This is a genomic window from Falsiroseomonas sp. CW058, from assembly GCF_050563535.1.
Taxonomy (GTDB): domain Bacteria; phylum Pseudomonadota; class Alphaproteobacteria; order Acetobacterales; family Acetobacteraceae; genus Falsiroseomonas.
The window spans coordinates 100,437-118,688 of the sequence record NZ_JBNXUO010000002.1 but is presented as its reverse complement, the minus strand read 5'-3'; the positions used below and the strand labels follow the sequence as shown (position 1 = coordinate 118,688).

Genomic DNA, 18,252 nt, shown 5'->3' with positions numbered 1-18,252 from the left:
GGCGCGGCATTGCGCGGCCGCCAGCGGGGCCCGGATCCGGATGACATACAGGTAATCTTCGCCGCGCGCCCTTCAAGGCCCCCACCTTGCCGCGGCCGCCCTTCACGGGCAGAACCCGGCGCCTCCCCGGAAGCCCCGCCATGAACGACCGCATCTCCCTCCCCAAGGACCGCATCCGCATCCTGTTGCTGGAGGGAATCGCCCAGACCGCCGTCGACCTGCTGTCCGACGCCGACTACGTGACGGTGACGCGGGAGAAGCGGGCCCTGGAAGGGCAGGCGCTGATCGATGCGGTGAAGGGGGTCCACATCCTCGGCATCCGGTCCCGCACCGAGGTGACGGAGGAGGTGCTGGAGGCGGCGGACCGCCTGATCGCCATCGGCTGCTTCTGCATCGGCACCAACCAGGTGGACCTGACGGCGGCCGCACGCCGCGGCGTCGCGGTGTTCAACGCGCCCTTCAGCAACACGCGCAGCGTGGCGGAACTCACGCTGGCGGAAGCCGTGATGCTGATGCGCGGCATCGTCGACAAGTCGGTCGCCGCCCATGCCGGGGGCTGGGACAAGTCGGCTGCCAATTCATGGGAGATGCGGGGCAAGACGCTGGGCATCGTCGGCTACGGCAATATCGGCAGCCAGCTTTCGGTGCTGGCGGAAGCCTTCGGGATGCGCGTGCTCTACCACGACCACACCTCGAAGCTGCCGCACGGCAACGCCCAGCAGGCGGCGAGCTTGGCCGACCTGCTTGCGCGGTCCGACGTGGTGACGGTGCATGTGCCGGAAACGCCGGAGACGATCGGCATGATCGGCGCGGCGGAGCTTGCGCACATGAAGCCCTCCGCCGTCTTCATCAACAACGCCCGCGGCACCGTGGTGGATGTCCCGGCGCTGGCCGATGCCCTGCGCGAGGGGAGGATCCTCGGCGCCGCCGTCGATGTCTTCCCCGAGGAGCCGAAGCGCAACGGGGACCCCTTCGTGTCCCCGCTGCAGGGCCTGCCCAACGTGATCCTGACCCCGCATATCGGCGGCAGCACGGCGGAGGCGCAGGACCGCATCGGGCAGGAGGTGGCGCGCAAGCTGGTGGAGTACAGCGACACCGGCGCGACGATGGGCGCGGTGAACATGCCGAACGTGCAGCTGCCCGCCCGCCCGACCGGCGCGCGCTGGACGCACCTGCACCGCGATGCGCCGGGCATCCTCAGCCAGATCAACAGCAGCTTCGGCCGCCGCGGCCTGAACATCGCCGCGCAGTACTACCAGACCGATTCCGAGCTGGGCTACGTGGTGGTGGAAAGCGTCGAGGCGCGCGCAGCGGCCGAGGACATCCTGGCGGAACTGCGCGCGCTGCCCGGCACGGTGCGTGCGCGGCTGATCTACGAACGGGGGTAGCCCCCCTCCTCCGCGAGGGACGAAGGGGGTCGGGCCCTCAGCCCCGCGCCAGCACGGCGCGCATCACCTGCAGCGTCTCCTCGATCATCGCCGCCGTCACGTCGAGATGGGTGCAGGCCCGGACGCGCCCGCCCAGCATCGACAGCTGCACCCCTTCCGCCCGCATACGCCGCACCAGCTCCGCCGCCGGCAGGCCGGTGCCGGCGGGGTCGAAGAACACCAGGTTGGTGTCCGGCTCCTCCACCGCCATTCCCGGCATCTGCGCGAGCCCGCGGGCGAGCGCCTTCGCATTCGCATGGTCCTCGGCCAGCCGCTCCACATGGTGGTCCAGGGCATGCAGGCAGCCCGCGGCGCAGAGCCCCGCCTGGCGCATCGCGCCGCCGAGCCGCTGCTTCCAGCGCCAGGCCTCGTCGATGAAGTCCGCCGACCCGCACAGCACCGCGCCGAGCGGCGCGCCGAGGCCCTTGGTGAAGTCGAGCCACACGCTGTCGTAGCCCGCCGCCATCTCGGCCGCCGGCACGCCGGCGGCGACGCAGGCATTCATCAGCCGCGCCCCGTCCATGTGGGTGGCGAGCCCGTTCTCCCTCGCGATGGAGGCGATCTCGTCCAGCACCGCCTTCGGCCACACCGCGCCGCCGCCGATATTGGCGGTCTGCTCCACCTCCACCAGGCGCTGCGTCGGCGTGTGGCGGGACTTGCCGCGGATGGCGGCGCGCAGCGCGTCCGGCGCGTACATCCCGCGCGCGCCCTTCAGCGGCAGGATCTGGAAGCCGCCGAGCGCGGCATGGGCGCCGCCCTCGCTGGTCAGGATGTGCGCCGTCTCATGCGCGATGATCTCCTCGCCCGGGCGGCAATGCGTCAGCGTGGCGGCGACGTTGCACATGGTGCCGCTGGGCATGAAGACCGCGGCTTCCTTGCCCATCAGCGCGGCCATGCGCTCGCACAGCGCGTGCACGCCGGGGTCGTCGCCATGCTGCTCGTCGCCGACCTCCGCGCGCATCATCGCTTCCTTCATCGCGGGCGTCGGGCGCGTCTGCGTGTCGGAATAGAGGTTGATGCGGACGGGCGGGCTGCCGGCGGGGGGGCGTTCGGGGGCGTGGACCATGGGGCCTCGTGCTGCGGGTCTCGGAGGCGGGGGAACCTGCCAGGGAAGTGCCTGCGGCGCCACCTGCCGGCCGGGCAGTGTCGCCCCCGGCCACCAGACGCTAGACTTCCGTCCGCGCGCAACCGACTTGGATGAGGAAGGCGGAGAGATGGGCAACCCCCTGCTGGTGCTGGCCGGCCACGCCGCGGAATGGCGCGGCCGCGCCATCGACCCCGGGCTGGAGCGCCACGCGCGGCGCGCGCTGGTGGACTGGTTCGCCGCCCTGCTTGCCGGCTGCGACCGGCCGCCGGCCACGCTGCTGGCCCGCGCGACGGCGGAGGAGGGCGGCGGCCGCGCCATCTGCTACGTGGATGGCAGCCGCACCTCCATGCGCCGCGCCGCGCTGTTGAACGCGACGGCCAGCCACACGGTGGAGTTCGACGACATCTACCGCGACGCCGGCTACCATCCCGGCTGCCCCACCATCCCCGCCGCCCTGGCCGCCGCGCAGGCCCGCGGCGCCGACATGGCGGTGCTGCTGCGCGCGATCATCGCCGGCTACGAGGTGTCCTGCCGGATCGGGGTCGCCGTGCAGCCCAGCCACTACCGCTACTGGCACACCACCGGCACCGTCGGCACCTTCGGCGCGGCGGCAGCCGCAAGCGTGGTGCTGGGCAGCGACGCGGACCGCACGGCCCATGCGCTCGCCACCGCCGCGACGATGGCGGGCGGGTTGCAGCAGGCCTTCCGCGGCGCGGGCATGAGCAAGCCGGTCCATGCCGGCCACGCGGCCGATGCCGGCACCCTCGCCGCGCTCGGCGCCCATGCGGGCGTGACCGGCGCCCTCGACGTGCTGGACGGGCCGGTGGGCTTCGCCGCCGCCACCAGCGAAGACCGCGGCAAGTGGGACAAGGCTCTGGCGGGGCTGGGGCAGGACTTCGCCATCGCCAACATGACCTTCAAGAACCACGGCTGCTGCGGCCACATCTTCCCCGCCCTCGATGCCCTGCTGGCGCTGCGCGGGGAGGCCGGCTTCGGCATGGACGACGTGGCGCGGATCCATGTCGGCGGCTACGGCCCGACCAAGGAGGTCTGCGACCGCCCGGTGGCGCCGACCGAGCAGGAGGCCCGCTTCAGCCTGCAATACTGCGCCGCCGCGCTGCTGAAGCTTGGCGGCGTGCGGCTTGCGGCCTTCGCGCCGGAGCACCTGGCCGATCCCGCCATCCACGCCTTCATGTCGCGCGTGACGGTGGAGCTGGATCCCGAACTGCGCGACGCCTATCCGGGCCGGCGCGCGGCGAAGGTCCGCGTCACGCTGAGGGACGGGCGGGAGCTGTTCCGCCACCAGCCGACCCGCAAGGGCGACCCCGACCTGCCGCTTTCGGATGAGGAGCTGTCGGCGAAGTTCCGGGAACTTGTGGTGCCCTCCCTCGGCATGGCCGGGGCGGCGCGGCTGCTGGACGCGCTGTGGCATGGCGACCGGGTGCCGGGCGAGGTGCGGCTGCCCGAGCCCGTCGGCTGAGGGCCCGCCGCGCCCGTCAGGCCGCCGCGGCGAGGGTGAATTCCAGCACCCGCACCCCGCCCGGCGCCTCGCGCTGACGCACGCCTTCCGCCTGGCGCAGCGCCATCCACAGCATGAACCCCTCCTGCGCGGCATCGTCGCCAAGCAGGTCCTCGCTGCTCGGCGCGGGGCCGGCGGGCAGGTTGAGCGGCGCGCCGGCGAAGGCGACCTGGACGGCAAGCTCGTCATCCTCGCGCCGGGTGAGCCGCAGGTCGAGGCTCGGCAGGCCGTGCAGCGCCATCACCTCGGCCAGTTCCACCAGCGCCGCGTCCAGCCGCGCCGCCAGTTCCCGCCGCAGCCCCCAGCCGCCGGCGACGCGGGCGCAGAGATCCGCGATGTCCTGCGTCGAGGCGGGGCCAAGCGCGATCCGCACCGCCCAGCGCCGCCGCACCAGCGGCAGCGTCGCCATGTGCAGCGCCAGCGCCAGCGCCGCGCCGACCATGACCGGGGACCGCAGTGCGGGCGGCAGCGCCGCCAGCAGCACGGGCGGGGCGGCAAGGGTCAGCAGCACCGCGCACAGCGCCAGCCCCGCCACCAGCGTCCGCCGCGTGTCGAGCGCGCGCGCGGCGATGGTCTGGCAGCCGCCGGCCATCATGAAGCAGGCCATGTAGAGCAGCATCGCGGCGCGCACCGGCGCGGGGATGGAAACCAGCAGCGTCGCCGCCTTCGGGGAACAGGCCAGCAGGATCAGCAGCGCCGCCCCGCCCACCGCCACGGCGCGGCTCAGCACCCGCGCATGGATCGCGAAGACGGCCCCGGCGCTGGACACGCCCGGCGCCATCGCGCCCAGCATCCCCGCCAGCTGCACCGACAGCGCCGCGCCGAGCAGCCCGCGGCGGATCGGCCCGCCATCGGGGCGCCGCCAGGCGGCATCGCCGGCGCGCTGCATGGACACCAGCGCGCTCTGCCAGGACAGCAGGTTCGCCAGCACGCCCAGCAGGAAGGCGGGCAACAGCGCGAGGTCGAGGGTCGCACCCAGCGGCGGGTCCGGCACCGGCAACGCAAGCCAGGGCGCGGCGGCAAGCGTCGCGGCCGCGCCGGCCTCGCCCAGCCCGGCCAGCAGCGCCGCCACCGTCCCGGCCAGCGCCCCGAGCGGCAGGGCGAAGCGGGCCAGCGGACCGGGGGCAAGGGCCATCAGCCCGGTCGCCGCGAAGGTGGCCGCCGCGGTCGCGAGCAGCGCCGCGCCGCCGCCGCCCGTCGCATCGGGATCGAGCGCCTGCACCACGCGGGGCAGCAGGCTCGCGCCGATGGCGAAGGTGACGACGCCCGCGATCTCGGTCGGGATGGCGGTCAGGATGCGCCGGTCCAGCACCACGGCGAGCGCGGCGATGGCGCCCGAGGCGACGCAGAGCAGCGCCGCCTGGTCCAGCCCGCCGCCGGCATCCGCCACCAGGAGATAGGGCGCCAGCATCGAGGTGGTGGGGATCAGCGACAGCGCATAGCCCGATCCCACCGGCCCGCGCCGCGCCGCCTGCATCAGCGCGCCGAGGCCGAGCGACAACAGGGTAAGGCAGAGGAAGCGGCTCGCCTCCGCGCCAGCCAGGCCGAAGGCGTCCGCCACGACCAGGATGAGGATGCCGTAGACCGCCTGCGTGCCGACCTGTTGCAGCAGCGTCGGCAGCAGGCTTGCGGCGGGGGGCACCTCGTCGGCCGCGGCGATCAGGTGCGGCGGGCGGGCGACGGGCCGGTCCCGCCGCGCGAGCCAGGCGGTCAGCACGGTGCGCGGCCGGGTGGCTCCGGCCTCGGGCAGGTTCGCATCCATGAAGTGCCGGCGTCGCCCCTTTCCTCCCCGCGGGAGGCCGTACTTGACCCCGACGGGCGGGATGCGGGCGCGACGCCCGCCGCCTCAACGTACGCGCAAGCCCCGCCGCTCGGCAATCAGCCGGCGGGTTCGTTCCCACTTCATTCGGACCGGCCCCGCGCCCGTCAGGCCGGCGGGGCGGAAGGCGCGGGCGCCGCCGCGGGCGGGGCGCTGCGCCGGTAGAGGACCATCGCGCGCCGTTCGAAGGCGCGCACCATCAGGCGCACGGCCTCGTTGAAGACGGTGCCGATCACCGCCTGCAGCAGGCGCGACTTGAATTCGAAGTCCACGAAGAAGTCGACCTCCGTCCCCTGCGCCACCGGGCGGAAGCGCCAGTGGTTGTTGAGGTAGCGGAAGGGGCCCGTCAGGTAGCGGACATGGACGTGGTGCGGGCGTTCCAGCAGGACCTGGCTGCGGAAGGTCTCGCGGAACATCTTGAAGCCGATGGTCAGGTCCGCGACCAGCTCCGTCTCGGTCCGGCTGACGATCCGCGCGCCGACGCACCAGGGCAGGAATTCCGGGTAGCGGCGCACATCCGCCACCATGTCGAACAGCTGCTCCTCGCTGTAGGGCAGCACCCGCTTCTCGGCATGGGTCGGCATCCGCGCGGGCGCCTCAGGCCGCCCGCGGCCTGGGCTGCGTCCCGCCCGCGCCGCGCAGCCTTTCCTCCCGCGCGGCGCGGAGCGCGGCGAAGTCCCGGTCGGCGTGGTAGGAGCTGCGCGTCAGCGGCGTCGCGGAGACCAGCAGGAAGCCCTTGCCGCGGGCGGCGCGAGCATAGTCCTCGAATTCCTCCGGCGTCACGAAGCGGTCCACCGCGGCGTGCTTGACGGTGGGCTGGAGATACTGCCCGATGGTCAGGAAATCGACCTCCGCGCTGCGCAGGTCGTCCATCACCTGCAGCACCTCGATCCGCTTCTCGCCGAGGCCGACCATCAGGCCGGACTTGGTGAAGATGGTGGGATCGAGCCCCTTCACGCGGTCGAGCAGGCGCAGCGAATGGTAGTAGCGCGCCCCGGGCCGGATGGTGGGATACAGCGCGGGGACGGTCTCCAGGTTGTGGTTGAACACGTCCGGCCGCGCCGCCACCACCACCTCCAGCGCGCCGTCCTTGCGGAGGAAGTCGGGGGTCAGGACCTCGATCGTGGTCGCCGGGGCGGCGTCGCGGATGGCGCGGATCACCTGGGCGAAATGCTCCGCCCCGCCATCGGCCAGGTCGTCGCGGTCGACGCTGGTGACCACGACGTGCCGGAGGCCGAGCTTGGCCACCGCATCCGCCACCCGCCGGGGCTCGTCCGCGTCCAGCGCCTTCGGGATGCCGGTCGCGACGTTGCAGAAGGAACAGGCGCGCGTGCAGGTCTCGCCCATGATCATCATGGTGGCGTGGCGCTGGGACCAGCATTCCCCGATATTCGGGCAGGCCGCCTCCTCGCACACCGTGACGAGCCCGTTTTCGCGCATCAGGGCATGCGTCTCGCGGTAGACCGGGCTGGTGGGCGCCTTCACCCGGATCCAGGCGGGCTTGCGCTGGATCGGGTTGTCGGGCCGGTGGGCCTTCTCGGGGTGCCGGTCGGCACCCGCGCGGATGGCCCGGTGGTCGATCTCGAGGCGGGTGGACATGGGTCAGACTTGGCGCTGCCTGCGCCCCCCGTCAATCAGATGTGGATGACGCGCCCGTAAGCATCGAGCACGGCCTCATGCATCGTCTCGCTCACCGTCGGGTGCGGGAAGACGGTGTGCATCAGCTCGGCCTCGGTCGATTCCAGGGTGCGGGCGATGCCGTAGCCCTGGATCATCTCCGTCACCTCGGGCCCGGCCATGTGGGCGCCCAGCAATTCGCCGGTCTTGGCGTCGAACACGGTCTTCACCAGGCCCTCCGGCTCTCCCATCGCGATGGCCTTGCCGTTGCCGATGAAGGGGAAGCGGCCGACCCGGACCTCGTGGCCCAGCTCCTTCGCCTTTGCTTCCGTCAGCCCGACGCTTGCGACCTGCGGGCGGCAATAGGTGCAGCCGGGGATGTTCAGCACGTCCATCGGGTGCGGGTGCCGCCCCGCGATCGCCTCCACCGTGATGATCGCCTCGTGGCTCGCCTTGTGCGCCAGCCAGGGCGGGCCGGTGAGGTCGCCGATGGCGTAGACGCCGGGTTCCCCGGTGTTGCCGAAGGCATCGGTCAGGACATGGGTGCGGTCCACCTTCACCTTCGTCCCCTCGAGGCCGAGATCCTCGACATTGCCGACGATGCCGACGGCGGAGATCAGGCGGTCCGCCGTGACCTCCTGCACCACCCCGCCGGCCTCGATCACCGCGGTGACGGAATCGGCGCCCTTGCGGACGCCCTGCACCCGCGCGCCGGTGAGGATCTTCATCCCCTGCTTGACGAAGGACTTCTGGACGAAGGCGCTGATCTCCGCGTCCTCCACCGGCAGGATGCGGTCCACCACCTCCACCAGCGTCACCTGCGCACCCATGTTCTGGTAGAAGCTGGCGAATTCGCTGCCGATCGCGCCGGACCCGACGACGATGAGGGACTTCGGCATGGCCGCGGGCGTCATCGCCTCGCGGTAGGTCCAGATGAGCCTGCCGTCCGGTTCCATCCCCGGGATGACGCGCGCGCGCGCGCCGGTGGCGAGGGTGATGTGCTTCGCCGCGATCTCGGCCACCGGCTTGCCGTCCTTCGCGACGGAGACCCGGCCCGGCCCGGCCAGCCTGCCATGCCCGTCGAACACCGTGACCTTGTTCTTCTTCATCAGGTGCTTCACGCCGGCCGAAAGCTGGCCCGCCACGCCGCGCGACCGCTTGATGACCTTCGCGAAGTCGAAGCGGATGTTGTCGGCCGCGAAGCCGTACTGGTCGAGCGAGTGCAGCAGGTGGTTGATCTCGCTTGCCCGCAGCAGCGCCTTGGTCGGGATGCAGCCCCAGTTCAGGCAGATGCCGCCCAGGTTCTCGCGCTCCACCAGCGCGGTGCGCATGCCGAGCTGGCTGGCGCGGATCGCCGCCACGTAGCCACCAGGCCCGCCGCCCACCACCACCACGTCGAAGGTCTCGGCCATCGCCGTCACTCCTTGCCTGCGGCCAGCGCGTGCAGCGCCTCGCCGGTCAGTTGCTGCAACGTCCAGCCCTCGCGCGGCCTCGCGCCGATCGATCGGTAGAACGCGATGGAGGGCGCGTTCCAGTCGAGCACCGACCACTCCATCCGCCCGCAGCCCTGCCCGACGGCGCGCGCCGCGAGATGCGCGAAGATCGCGCGGCCGATCCCCCTGCCCCGGCTGTCCGGCTCGACGAAGACATCCTCGACATAGAGCGAGGGACGACCGAGGAAGGTCGAGTAGCTGTAGTACCAGACGGCGAAGCCCACCGGCCTGCCGTCCCATTCCGCGATCAGCGCCTCCGCCCGGCGGGGCTCGGCGAACAGGAAGCGGTCGATCTCCGCCTCGGTCGCCGCGACCTCATGCGCCAGGCGCTCGTACTCGGCGAGCGCGCGGATGAAGTGCAGGACCAGGCCGGCATCCCCCCGCCCGGCATCGCGAAGCCGCAGCGTCACAGCATCAGGCTCAGCGGCTCCTCGACGATCCGCTTGAAGGCCGCGATCCATTCAGCGGCCAGCGCGCCGTCCACCACGCGGTGATCGACCGACAGCGTGCAGGTCATCACGGTCGCGACCGCAAGCTGGCCGTCCTTCACCACCGGGCGCTGTTCGCCCGCGCTGACGGCCAGGATGCCGGCCTGCGGCGGGTTGATGATGGCGCTGAAGTCGCGCACGCCATACATGCCCATGTTGGAGATGGAGAAGCCGCCGCCCTGGAATTCCTCCGGCTTCAGCTTGCCGGCCTTGGCGCGCGCCGCCAGGTCCTTCATCTCGTTGCTGATCGCGGCGAGGCCCTTCTGGTCGGCCTTGCGGATGATGGGCGTGATCAGCCCATCCGGGATGCTGACGGCGACCGAGATGTCGACGTCGTGGTACTGCAGGATCGCGTCCTCGGTCCAGGTCGCGTTCACGTTCGGGAAGCGGCGCAGCGCGACGGCCGCCGCCTTGATGACCAGGTCGTTGACCGAGAGCTTGAAGGCCCCCGGCCCGTCCTTGGGCGAGGTCGCGTTGAGCTGCGCGCGCAGCTTCAGCAGCGCGTCGATCTCGATGTCCATCGAGACGTAGAAATGCGGGACGGTCTGCTTCGACTCCGACAGCCGCCGCGCGATGACCTTGCGCATCGTGCTGTTCGGCACGGCGGTGTGCGGCGCGGTGATGGCCGGCACGGGGGCGGCCGGCTTCGGCGCAGGCGCCGCGGCGGGGGTGGGTGCGGGCGCGGCAGCCACGGGCGCGGCCGCGGGCTTCGCCGCTGGCCCCCTGCTCAGCGCCGCCTCGATGTCGGCCTTCACGATGCGCCCGTTCGGCCCGCTGCCCGACAGCGACCCGAGGTCGATGCCCGCCTGCTGCGCCATGCGCCGCGCGAGCGGGGAGACGGCGATGCGCCCGCCCTCCTTCGGTGGCAGCGGCTGCGGGTTCAGCGACGCCTCGCCCCCCGGCGCGACGGACGGCGTCGTCGCCTGCACCGGCACGGGCGGTTCGGTCTTCGGGGTGGCGGGGGCGGGTGCCGGCTTGGCGGAAGGCGCGGCGCCGGCGCTCTCGCCCGGCTCGACCAGCACGGCGATCACGTCGTTCACCTTCACCCCCGCGGTGCCGGCGGCCACCACGATGCGGCCCAGCACGCCCTCATCCACCGCCTCGACCTCCATCGTGGCCTTGTCGGTCTCGATCTCGGCGATGATGTCGCCGGCCTTCACCGGCTCGCCTTCCTTCTTCAGCCAGCGCGCGAGCGTGCCCTCGGTCATGGTGGGGGAGAGCGCCGGCATCAGGATGTTCGTCGCCATCGTCCCGCCCCCTTACCGGTAGGTCACGCGCTTGACGGCATCCACCACCTGCTCGAGCCGCGGCAGCGCCAGCTTCTCGAGGTTGGCGGCGTAGGGCATCGGCACGTCCGCGCCGTGCACGCGAACCGGCGGCGCGTCGAGGTCGTCGAAGCAGGTCTCGAGGATCTGCATCGCCACCTCCGCCCCGATGCCGGCATAGGGCCAGCCCTCCTCCAGCGTCACGATGCGGTTCGTCTTGCGCACGCTGCGCGCCACCGTCTCGATGTCGAGCGGGCGCAGCGTGCGGAGGTTGACCACCTCCGCGCTGATCCCCTGCGCGGCGAGCTGTTCCGCCGCCTGCATCGCCATCCCCACCATGATGGAGAAGGCGACGATGGTGACGTCCGTGCCCTCGCGCTCGATCTTCGCCTTGCCGATCGGCAGCACGAAATCCTCGTCCGTCGGGCATTCGAAGCTGTGCCCGTAGAGGATCTCGTTCTCGAGGAAGATGACCGGGTTGGGGTCGCGGATCGCGGCCCGCAGCAGGCCCTTCGCATCCGCCGCCGACCAGGGCGCGATGACCTTCAGGCCCGGCAGGTGCGCGTACCAGCTGGCGTAGCACTGGCTGTGCTGCGCCGCCACGCGCGCCGCCGCGCCGTTCGGGCCGCGGAAGACGATCGGGCATCCGAGCTGCCCGCCGGACATGTAGAGCGTCTTCGCCGCCGAGTTCACGATCTGGTCGATCGCCTGCATCGAGAAATTGAAGGTCATGAACTCGACGATCGGCTTCAGCCCGGTGAAGGCGGCGCCGACCGCCATGCCGGTGAAGCCGTGCTCGGTGATGGGCATGTCCATCACGCGGCGCGGGCCGAACTCGTCGAGCAGGCCCTGGCTGATCTTGTAGGCGCCCTGGTACTGGCCGACTTCCTCGCCGATCAGGAACACGTCCTTGTCGGCGCGCATCTCGGCCGCCATCGCGTCGCGCAGCGCCTCGCGCACGGTCATGGTGCGGGTCGGGCCCCAGTCCTTCTCGGGCGCGGCGGGCTTCGGGCTGGCAGGGACGCTGGCGGCGCCCTCGGCCCGGTCCTGGCCGCGCGCGGCGACGGCGCCGTGATCCTCGGCCTTCGGCAGCGGGGCCGCCACCTCGCGCTGCGCCGGCGCCTTGTCGGCGGCCGGCGCGGGCGCCTCGCCGGCGCCGCCGTTCAGCTCCGCGATCGGCGTGTTCACCGCCACCGCCTCGGTGCCCTCGGGAACCAGGATGCGGGTGAGCGTCCCCTCGTCCACCGCCTCGACCTCCATCGTCGCCTTGTCCGTCTCGATCTCGGCGATGACGTCGCCGGCCTTGATCGCCTCGCCTTCCTTCTTCAGCCAGCGGGCGAGCTTGCCCTCCGTCATGGTGGGCGACAGCGCGGGCATCAGGATCTGCGTCATCTCAGCGCGCCTTCTCCAGCAGGACGTCGGTCCAGAGCTCGCTCTCGTCCGGCTCGGGCGAGGTCTGGGCGAATTCCGCGCTGTCCTGGACGATGGCCTTCACCTCGTCGTCGATCACCTTCAGCTCGGCCTCGGGCACGCCATAGGATTCCAGCAGCAGCCTGCGCGCCGTCTCGATGCAGTCGTTCTGCTCGCGCATCTTCTGCACCTCCTCCCGCGTCCGGTACTTCGCGGGGTCGGACATGGAGTGGCCGCGGTAGCGGTAGGTCTTCATCTCCAGCAGGTACGGGCCGTTTCCGGCGCGGCAATGCGCCACCGCGCGTTCGCCCGCCTCCTTCACCGCCACCACGTCCATGCCGTTCACCTGCTCCCCCGGGATGCCCCAGGGCGCGCCGTTCCTCGACAGGTCCTTGGAGGCGGAGGCGCGGTCCACGCTGGTGCCCATGCCGTATTTGTTGTTCTCGATGATGAAGATGCAGGGCAGCTTGAACAGCGCCGCCAGGTTCAGGCTCTCATAGACCTGGCCCTGGTTCGACGCGCCCTCGCCGAAATAGGTCAGCGCGACATGGCCGTCCTGGCGGTACCAGTTGGCGAAGGCGAGCCCGGCGCCGAGCGAGACCTGCGCGCCGACGATGCCATGCCCGCCGTAGAACCCCTTCTCGCGGCTGAACATGTGCATCGAGCCGCCCTTGCCCTTGGAGTAGCCGCCGATGCGCCCGGTCAGCTCCGCCATGACGCCGCGCGCCTCCATGCCGGTGGCCAGCATGTGCCCATGGTCGCGGTAGGAGGTGATGACCTGGTCGCCCGGCTGCAGGCAGAGCTGCATGCCCACCACCACCGCTTCCTGCCCGATGTAGAGATGGCAGAACCCGCCGATGAGACCCATGCCGTAGAGCTGGCCCGCCTTCTCCTCGAAGCGGCGGATCAGCAGCATGTCACGATAGGCGCGGGTGAGCTGCTCGCGGCTCAGCGTCGGCTCCTTCGCGCCCTTGCCGCGCGGCTTGCGGGTGGCGGTCTCGGCCATGCCTGCTCTCCCTCGGGGGTCGTATTTCCGGGCATCTAGACGGGTGCGTCCTGCCATGCAAGTTCGGCCCCGAGCCGGAAATGGCTTATTGTGCAATGCGGTAGTCGAATTAACCGCATTCTGGTTAACTGTCGTTGCGGGCCTCTTTGCGCTGCATGACGGCGTGCCGCAGCAACGCACGGAAGCCTGTCGGGATGCCTCGGGGCAGTCGCCAAAGCGGCGCCCCGACGACGCGCGGAAGGACCCCGCGCGCGCAGGATTCCGGAAGGACGGCGGGATTCGGGGGCGGTTCCGGCGCGGAGTTGCGCCGCGCCGGTCAGAACAGGCGGCGTTCCGGCCCGTAGGGCAGCACCATCTCGTCGCGGCCGACCATGTTCAGGAGTTGGCGCGCGCGCTCATCGAGCTGGTCGCGGTCAAGCCGGTCCCCGCGCAGCGCCTGCACGCGCCGCTCCATCGCGGCCAGCTCCGACTGCGCGCGGTCGCGCTCGGTCGCGGCTTCCGCGATCTGCTGCAGCCGCGCTTCCTTGGCGAGAAGCCCGCGTTCCCCGTGGACGGCGTGCCACAGGAAATAGAAGCAGGCCGCCAGGAACATCACCGGCAGCATCGCCGCACGCAGCTTCCGGCCCAGCCGCGCGCCGAAGCCCGCACGTTCGCCCGGGCCGTAGTCGACCACCCCTGAATCCAGCGTCACGATGTCGAGCCCCCCAGCTCGCGCAAGTGCCCCGAAGGAATCAGATGCGCCCCGCCCTGTCCAGCGCAAACCGCGCGAGGGGCGGATTCCGCGTCGCGCTATCGCCGCTGCGCCACGAGCGCCGCCACGCGGTCGAGCGGCAGCGCGCGCCCCACGGCCCGCCGCCCGCCGATACGGCTCTCGACCGTGGTGGCGGCGCAGAGCGCGTTGAGGACGGCCTCCTCCGTCGCCTCCGCCGCCGCGACGAAGAGCGGCGAGCAGCGGTCGTTCGGCCAGTCCGGCTGCGCGGAGTCGCCACGCCGCCACGCCGCGGCCCGCCGCACGCCCGGATGCGTCGAGAAGGCGAGCGCATAATCCCCCGACCCGTCCGAGAAGGCGGCCCCCGTCCGCGCGATCCCGGCCATCGCCCGCCGCGCCAGACGCGCCAGGTTGCGGTCGGACAGCGGCGCGTCGGTGGCCACCACCACCATCACCGACCCGTCCGCATCCGCCTGCTGCGCCACATGTTCCGCCAGGTAGTAGCGCCCGAGCAGCCGGCCCACCGGCAGCCCGTCCATCGCCAGCGCGCCGCCATAGTTCGCCTGAACCAGCGCCCCCACGACGAAGCCGCCGAGCGCCGGCGGCAGCAGGCGCGACGAGGTGCCAATGCCCCCCTTCCAGCCGAAGGCCATGGTGCCCGTCCCGGCGCCGACCGAGCCCTCCTCCACCGCGCCGGCGCGGGCGGCGTCGAGGGCTGCGCGCATGTGCAGCGACGTCACGCCGCGGGCGCGGATGTCGTTCAGCCTTCCGTCATTCGTCTCGCCCACCACCGCATTGACGCTGCGGACCGCCTCGTTGCCGGGCTGCGCCAGCGTCCAGTCAACCAGCGCCTCCATCGCGCGCCCGACGGCCAGCGTGTTGGTCAGCAGCACCGGCGTCTCCAGCTCGCCCAGTTCCTGCACCTGCGTCACGCCGGCCATCTTGCCGAAGCCGTTCATGGCGAAGACGCCCGCGGGAACGCGGTCGGCGAAGGGATTGCCGCCATGCGGCAGGATCGCCGTGACGCCGCTGCGCGTGCCCTCCCCCTCGGTCACGGTCACCTGGCCGACCAGCACGCCCGCGACATCGGTGATGGCGTTCAGCGCGCCCGGCGGGAACAGTCCCGGCGCGAAGCCCAGCGCGCGGGCGCGGCAGCGTTGTTCCATGACGGGTCAGCCCCTCTCGATCCGCTCGATCTCGGACCAGAACTCCTTGAACACCTCCTCCCGCAGGCGGCGGGCGGGGCCCGAGCCGCCGAGCCGGTCGGGATGGTAGAGCCGCGCGAAGGCCGCCTTCACCTCGCGGAAGCGCGGCTCCGCGCCGGTGGGCGACTGCGCGGCGCGGAGCTCGCCTTCGAGTTCGGCGACCCGCGCCTCCAGCCGTGCCACCCGCGCCAGCGCGGCATCCCGTTCCGCGGCGGTGCGGCGCAGTTCGTCGCGCAGGGAAGCGGCCACCCGGGCCGGACCCGGCGGCGGGCGTCCCGCCGCCGGGTCGCGTTGCGCGCCGGCGCGGGCGGAAGGGGCCGGGCTGTCCGGCCGGCCCTTCCGCCGTCCTCCGCGGCGGGCGGCGAGCACGGCCCGCAGCAGCACCAGCAGGATCACCCCGGCCGCGAAGAAGACGGCCAGTTCCGCGAGGGTGCCGGGGTCTCGCACCCGTCAGCCCGCCGCGGCGGCGTTCACCCCGCCAGCGCCGCCCGCATGGCCGCCAGCGCCTCGGCCGACTTCGCGGCATCCGGCCCGCCGGCCTGCGCCATCTCCGGCCGGCCACCGCCGCCCTTGCCGCCGACCGCCGCCGCGGCCGCGCGCACCAGCGCGACCGCATCGGCCTTGCCCTTCGCGCCCTCGGCCAGGCCGACGACGATGCTGGCCTTGCCGCCTTCCGTGCTGACCAGCGCCGCCACATCGGCGGTGCCGCCCTTCAGGATGGCTTCCGCCAGGCCCTTCAGGTCGCGGGCCGGCACCTCGCCCACGTCGCGCAGCGCGACGCGCAGGCCGGCGATGGTCTCGACCTCCGCCGCCGCGCCGCCGGTGGCGAGCTTCCTGCGGAGTTCCGCCACCTCGCGCTCCAGCTTGCGGCGCTCCTCGACCAGGGCGGCGACGCGGTCCGGAAGTTCCACCGGCCGCACCTTCAGCGCCGCCGCGGCATCGTTCAGCTGGCGGTCGCGTTCCTCGATCACCTTCAGCGCGGCCTCGCCCGTCACCGCCTCAACACGGCGCACGCCGGCGCTGACCGCGCCTTCGGAGACGATGCGGAACAGGCCGATGTCGCCGGTGCGGCGCACATGCGTGCCGCCGCAGAGTTCCAGCGAATAGACGCCGTGCTTCGCGACGGCGTTCTCGTCATGGCCCATGGAGACGACCCGCACCTCGTCGCCGTATTTCTCGCCGAACAGCGCCATCGCGCCGATCGCCACGGCGGCGTCGGGCGTCATCAGCCGCGTCACCACCTCGGCATTCTCGCGGATGCGGGCATTCACCTCCGCCTCGACCCAGGCGAGGTCGCCATCCGTCATCGGCGCGGGATGGGAGACGTCGAAGCGCAGCCGGTCCGGCGCGTTGAGCGAGCCCTTCTGCGCGACATGGGTGCCGAGCCTGCGGCGCAGCGCCTCGTGCAGCAGGTGGGTGGCCGAATGGTGCGCGCGGATGGTGGTGCGGCGCCCGTGGTCCACCTCGGCCTGCACCGGCAGGCCGGGCCTCGCCTCGCCATGCGCGACGGTGCCGAGATGGACGACCAGGTCGCCGAGCTTCTTCTGCGTGTCCCGCACCACGATGCGGCAGGCCTCGCCGGCCGAGATCAGGCCGGTGTCGCCCACCTGGCCGCCGCTTTCCGCGTAGAAGGGCGTCTGGTTCAGCACCACCGCCACCTCGGTCCCCGGGGCGGCCCGGTCCACCACCTTGCCGTCCACGACGAGGGCGCGGATCTCGCCTTCCGCCGTCTCGGTGGAGTAGCCGAGGAATTCCGTCGCGCCGACCTTCTCCTTCAGGTCGAACCACAGCGTCTCCGTCGCGGCCTCGCCGCTGCCGGCCCAGGCGGCGCGGGCGCGCTTCTTCTGTTCGGCCATCGCGGCCTCGAAGCCGGCGACGTCCACGGCCTTGCCCTCGCCCCGCAGCGCATCCTGCGTGAGGTCGAGCGGGAAGCCGTAGGTGTCGTAGAGCCGGAACGCGACCTCGCCCGGCAGGGTGCCGCGGTCGCCGAGCTTCCCGGCCTCCTCCGCGAGCAGACCGAGCCCGCGTTCCAGCAGGGAACGGAAGCGCGTCTCCTCCAGCCGCAGCGTCTCCGTCACCAGCGCCTCGGCGCGCAGTATCTCGGGGTAGGCGGCGCCCATCTGGCGGGTCAGCGCGGGCACCAGGCGGTGCAGCAGGGGCTCCCGCGCGCCCATCATGTGGGCGTGGCGCATGGCGCGGCGCAGGATGCGGCGCAGCACGTAGCCCCGCCCCTCGTTGGAGGGCAGCACGCCGTCGGCGATGAGGAAGGTGCCGGCGCGCAGATGGTCCGCGACCACGCGGTGGCTGACCTTCCAGCGCCCGTCCGGGTCCTGCCCCGTGGCCTCCGCGCTCGCCAGGATCAGGGCGCGGAGCGTGTCGGTGTCGTAGTTGTCGTGCCGGCCCTGCAGGATGGCGGCGAAGCGTTCCAGGCCCATGCCGGTGTCGATCGAGGGGCGCGGCAGCGGCACGCGGGTGCCGGGCGGGCCTTCCTCGTACTGCATGAAGACGAGATTCCAGATCTCGATGAAGCGGTCGCCATCCTGGTCGGCGCTGCCGGGCGGGCCGCCGGGGATGGCGTCGCCATGGTCGAAGAAGATCTCGGAACACGGACCGCAGGGGCCGGTGTCGCCCATGCGCCAGAAATTGTCGGAGGTCGGGATGCGGATGATGCGGCTGTCGGGCAGGCCGGCGACCTTCTTCCAGAAGACCGGCGCCTCCTCGTCCTCGGAATAGACGGTGACCAGCAGGCGGTCCTTCGGCAGGGCGAAGTCGCGGGTCAGCAGTTCCCAGGCATGGGCGATGGCCTGGTCCTTGAAGTAGTCGCCGAAGCTGAAATTGCCCAGCATCTCGAAGAAGGTGTGGTGGCGGGCGGTGTAGCCGACATTGTCGAGGTCGTTGTGCTTGCCGCCGGCACGGACGCATTTCTGCGCGGTCGTGGCGCGGCTGTAGGGCCGCTTCTCCTGCCCGGTGAAGACGTTCTTGAACTGCACCATGCCGGAATTGGCGAACATCAGCGTCGGGTCGTTGCGCGGCACCAGCGGGGAGCTGTCCACCACCTCGTGCCCGTTGCGCCGGAAATAGTCGAGGAAGGTGGCGCGGATGTCGTTGCTGCTGGTCATGGCCCGATCGCTGTCACGGTTGCCTCGGGGGCTTTCGCCCGGTCGCCCCTCCGCGGAAACCACGGAAAAGCCGCGTCGTCTACCGCGC

General features: G+C 72.1%; 15 protein-coding genes. 2 read left to right on the top strand and 13 right to left on the bottom strand.

Features of this window, described 5'->3' with window-relative positions:
* Positions 1-140 precede the first annotated feature (140 nt).
* Positions 141-1,388: a phosphoglycerate dehydrogenase gene (gene serA / locus ACK8OX_RS02335; RefSeq protein ID WP_430662309.1), complete on the top strand. Its 1,248-nt coding sequence runs from the start codon at positions 141-143 to the stop codon at positions 1,386-1,388.
* 37 nt (positions 1,389-1,425) lie between these two features.
* Here serA and ACK8OX_RS02330 read toward each other — a convergent pair whose 3' ends face one another.
* A complete protein-coding gene (locus ACK8OX_RS02330; protein WP_430662308.1) occupies positions 1,426-2,493 on the bottom strand; it encodes a threonine aldolase family protein in 1,068 nt (355 codons plus the stop codon).
* Between the two features lie 148 nt (positions 2,494-2,641).
* Here ACK8OX_RS02330 and ACK8OX_RS02325 point away from each other — a divergent pair, with 148 nt between their 5' ends.
* Positions 2,642-3,994 carry an MmgE/PrpD family protein gene (locus tag ACK8OX_RS02325; RefSeq protein ID WP_430662307.1) on the top strand — a complete coding sequence of 451 codons (1,353 nt, stop codon included), beginning with the start codon at positions 2,642-2,644 and terminating at the stop codon, positions 3,992-3,994.
* Positions 3,995-4,010: 16 nt separating this feature from the next.
* Here the strand turns inward: ACK8OX_RS02325 and ACK8OX_RS02320 are convergent, their stop codons facing one another.
* The 12 genes from ACK8OX_RS02320 to alaS form a co-directional block, all read right to left on the bottom strand.
* Positions 4,011-5,795 carry a solute carrier family 23 protein gene (locus ACK8OX_RS02320; RefSeq protein ID WP_430662306.1) on the bottom strand — a complete coding sequence of 595 codons (1,785 nt, stop codon included), beginning with the start codon at positions 5,793-5,795 and terminating at the stop codon, positions 4,011-4,013.
* Between the two features lie 164 nt (positions 5,796-5,959).
* Positions 5,960-6,436 carry a type II toxin-antitoxin system RatA family toxin gene (locus tag ACK8OX_RS02315; protein ID WP_430662305.1) on the bottom strand — a complete coding sequence of 159 codons (477 nt, stop codon included), beginning with the start codon at positions 6,434-6,436 and terminating at the stop codon, positions 5,960-5,962.
* Between the two features lie 13 nt (positions 6,437-6,449).
* The gene (gene lipA, locus ACK8OX_RS02310) at positions 6,450-7,451 is read right to left on the bottom strand and encodes a lipoyl synthase (protein ID WP_430662304.1); all 1,002 of its coding nucleotides are present in this window, start codon (positions 7,449-7,451) and stop codon (positions 6,450-6,452) included.
* Positions 7,452-7,486: 35 nt separating this feature from the next.
* The gene (gene lpdA / locus ACK8OX_RS02305; RefSeq protein ID WP_430662303.1) at positions 7,487-8,881 is read right to left on the bottom strand and encodes a dihydrolipoyl dehydrogenase; all 1,395 of its coding nucleotides are present in this window, start codon (positions 8,879-8,881) and stop codon (positions 7,487-7,489) included.
* Positions 8,882-8,886: 5 nt separating this feature from the next.
* Positions 8,887-9,372: an N-acetyltransferase family protein gene (locus ACK8OX_RS02300; protein ID WP_430662302.1), complete on the bottom strand. Its 486-nt coding sequence runs from the start codon at positions 9,370-9,372 to the stop codon at positions 8,887-8,889.
* Positions 9,369-10,697 carry a pyruvate dehydrogenase complex dihydrolipoamide acetyltransferase gene (locus tag ACK8OX_RS02295; protein ID WP_430662301.1) on the bottom strand — a complete coding sequence of 443 codons (1,329 nt, stop codon included), beginning with the start codon at positions 10,695-10,697 and terminating at the stop codon, positions 9,369-9,371. Before ACK8OX_RS02295 ends, ACK8OX_RS02300 begins: the two co-directional genes overlap by 4 nt.
* Positions 10,698-10,709: 12 nt before the next feature.
* The gene (locus tag ACK8OX_RS02290; RefSeq protein ID WP_430662300.1) at positions 10,710-12,107 is read right to left on the bottom strand and encodes a pyruvate dehydrogenase complex E1 component subunit beta; all 1,398 of its coding nucleotides are present in this window, start codon (positions 12,105-12,107) and stop codon (positions 10,710-10,712) included.
* 1 nt (position 12,108) lies between these two features.
* Positions 12,109-13,131 (bottom strand): pyruvate dehydrogenase (acetyl-transferring) E1 component subunit alpha, encoded by a 1,023-nt coding sequence (gene pdhA / locus ACK8OX_RS02285; RefSeq protein WP_430662299.1) that lies wholly within the window; start codon positions 13,129-13,131, stop codon positions 12,109-12,111.
* 316 nt (positions 13,132-13,447) lie between these two features.
* The gene (locus ACK8OX_RS02280) at positions 13,448-13,822 is read right to left on the bottom strand and encodes an FtsB family cell division protein (RefSeq protein WP_430662298.1); all 375 of its coding nucleotides are present in this window, start codon (positions 13,820-13,822) and stop codon (positions 13,448-13,450) included.
* A 98-nt stretch (positions 13,823-13,920) separates the two neighbouring features.
* Complete coding sequence (locus ACK8OX_RS02275; RefSeq protein WP_430662297.1) at positions 13,921-15,006, bottom strand: P1 family peptidase; 1,086 nt, start codon at positions 15,004-15,006, stop codon at positions 13,921-13,923.
* A 6-nt stretch (positions 15,007-15,012) separates the two neighbouring features.
* Positions 15,013-15,492 carry a hypothetical protein gene (locus ACK8OX_RS02270; protein WP_430662296.1) on the bottom strand — a complete coding sequence of 160 codons (480 nt, stop codon included), beginning with the start codon at positions 15,490-15,492 and terminating at the stop codon, positions 15,013-15,015.
* A 23-nt stretch (positions 15,493-15,515) separates the two neighbouring features.
* Positions 15,516-18,164 (bottom strand): alanine--tRNA ligase, encoded by a 2,649-nt coding sequence (gene alaS / locus ACK8OX_RS02265; protein WP_430662295.1) that lies wholly within the window; start codon positions 18,162-18,164, stop codon positions 15,516-15,518.
* Positions 18,165-18,252 lie beyond the last annotated feature (88 nt).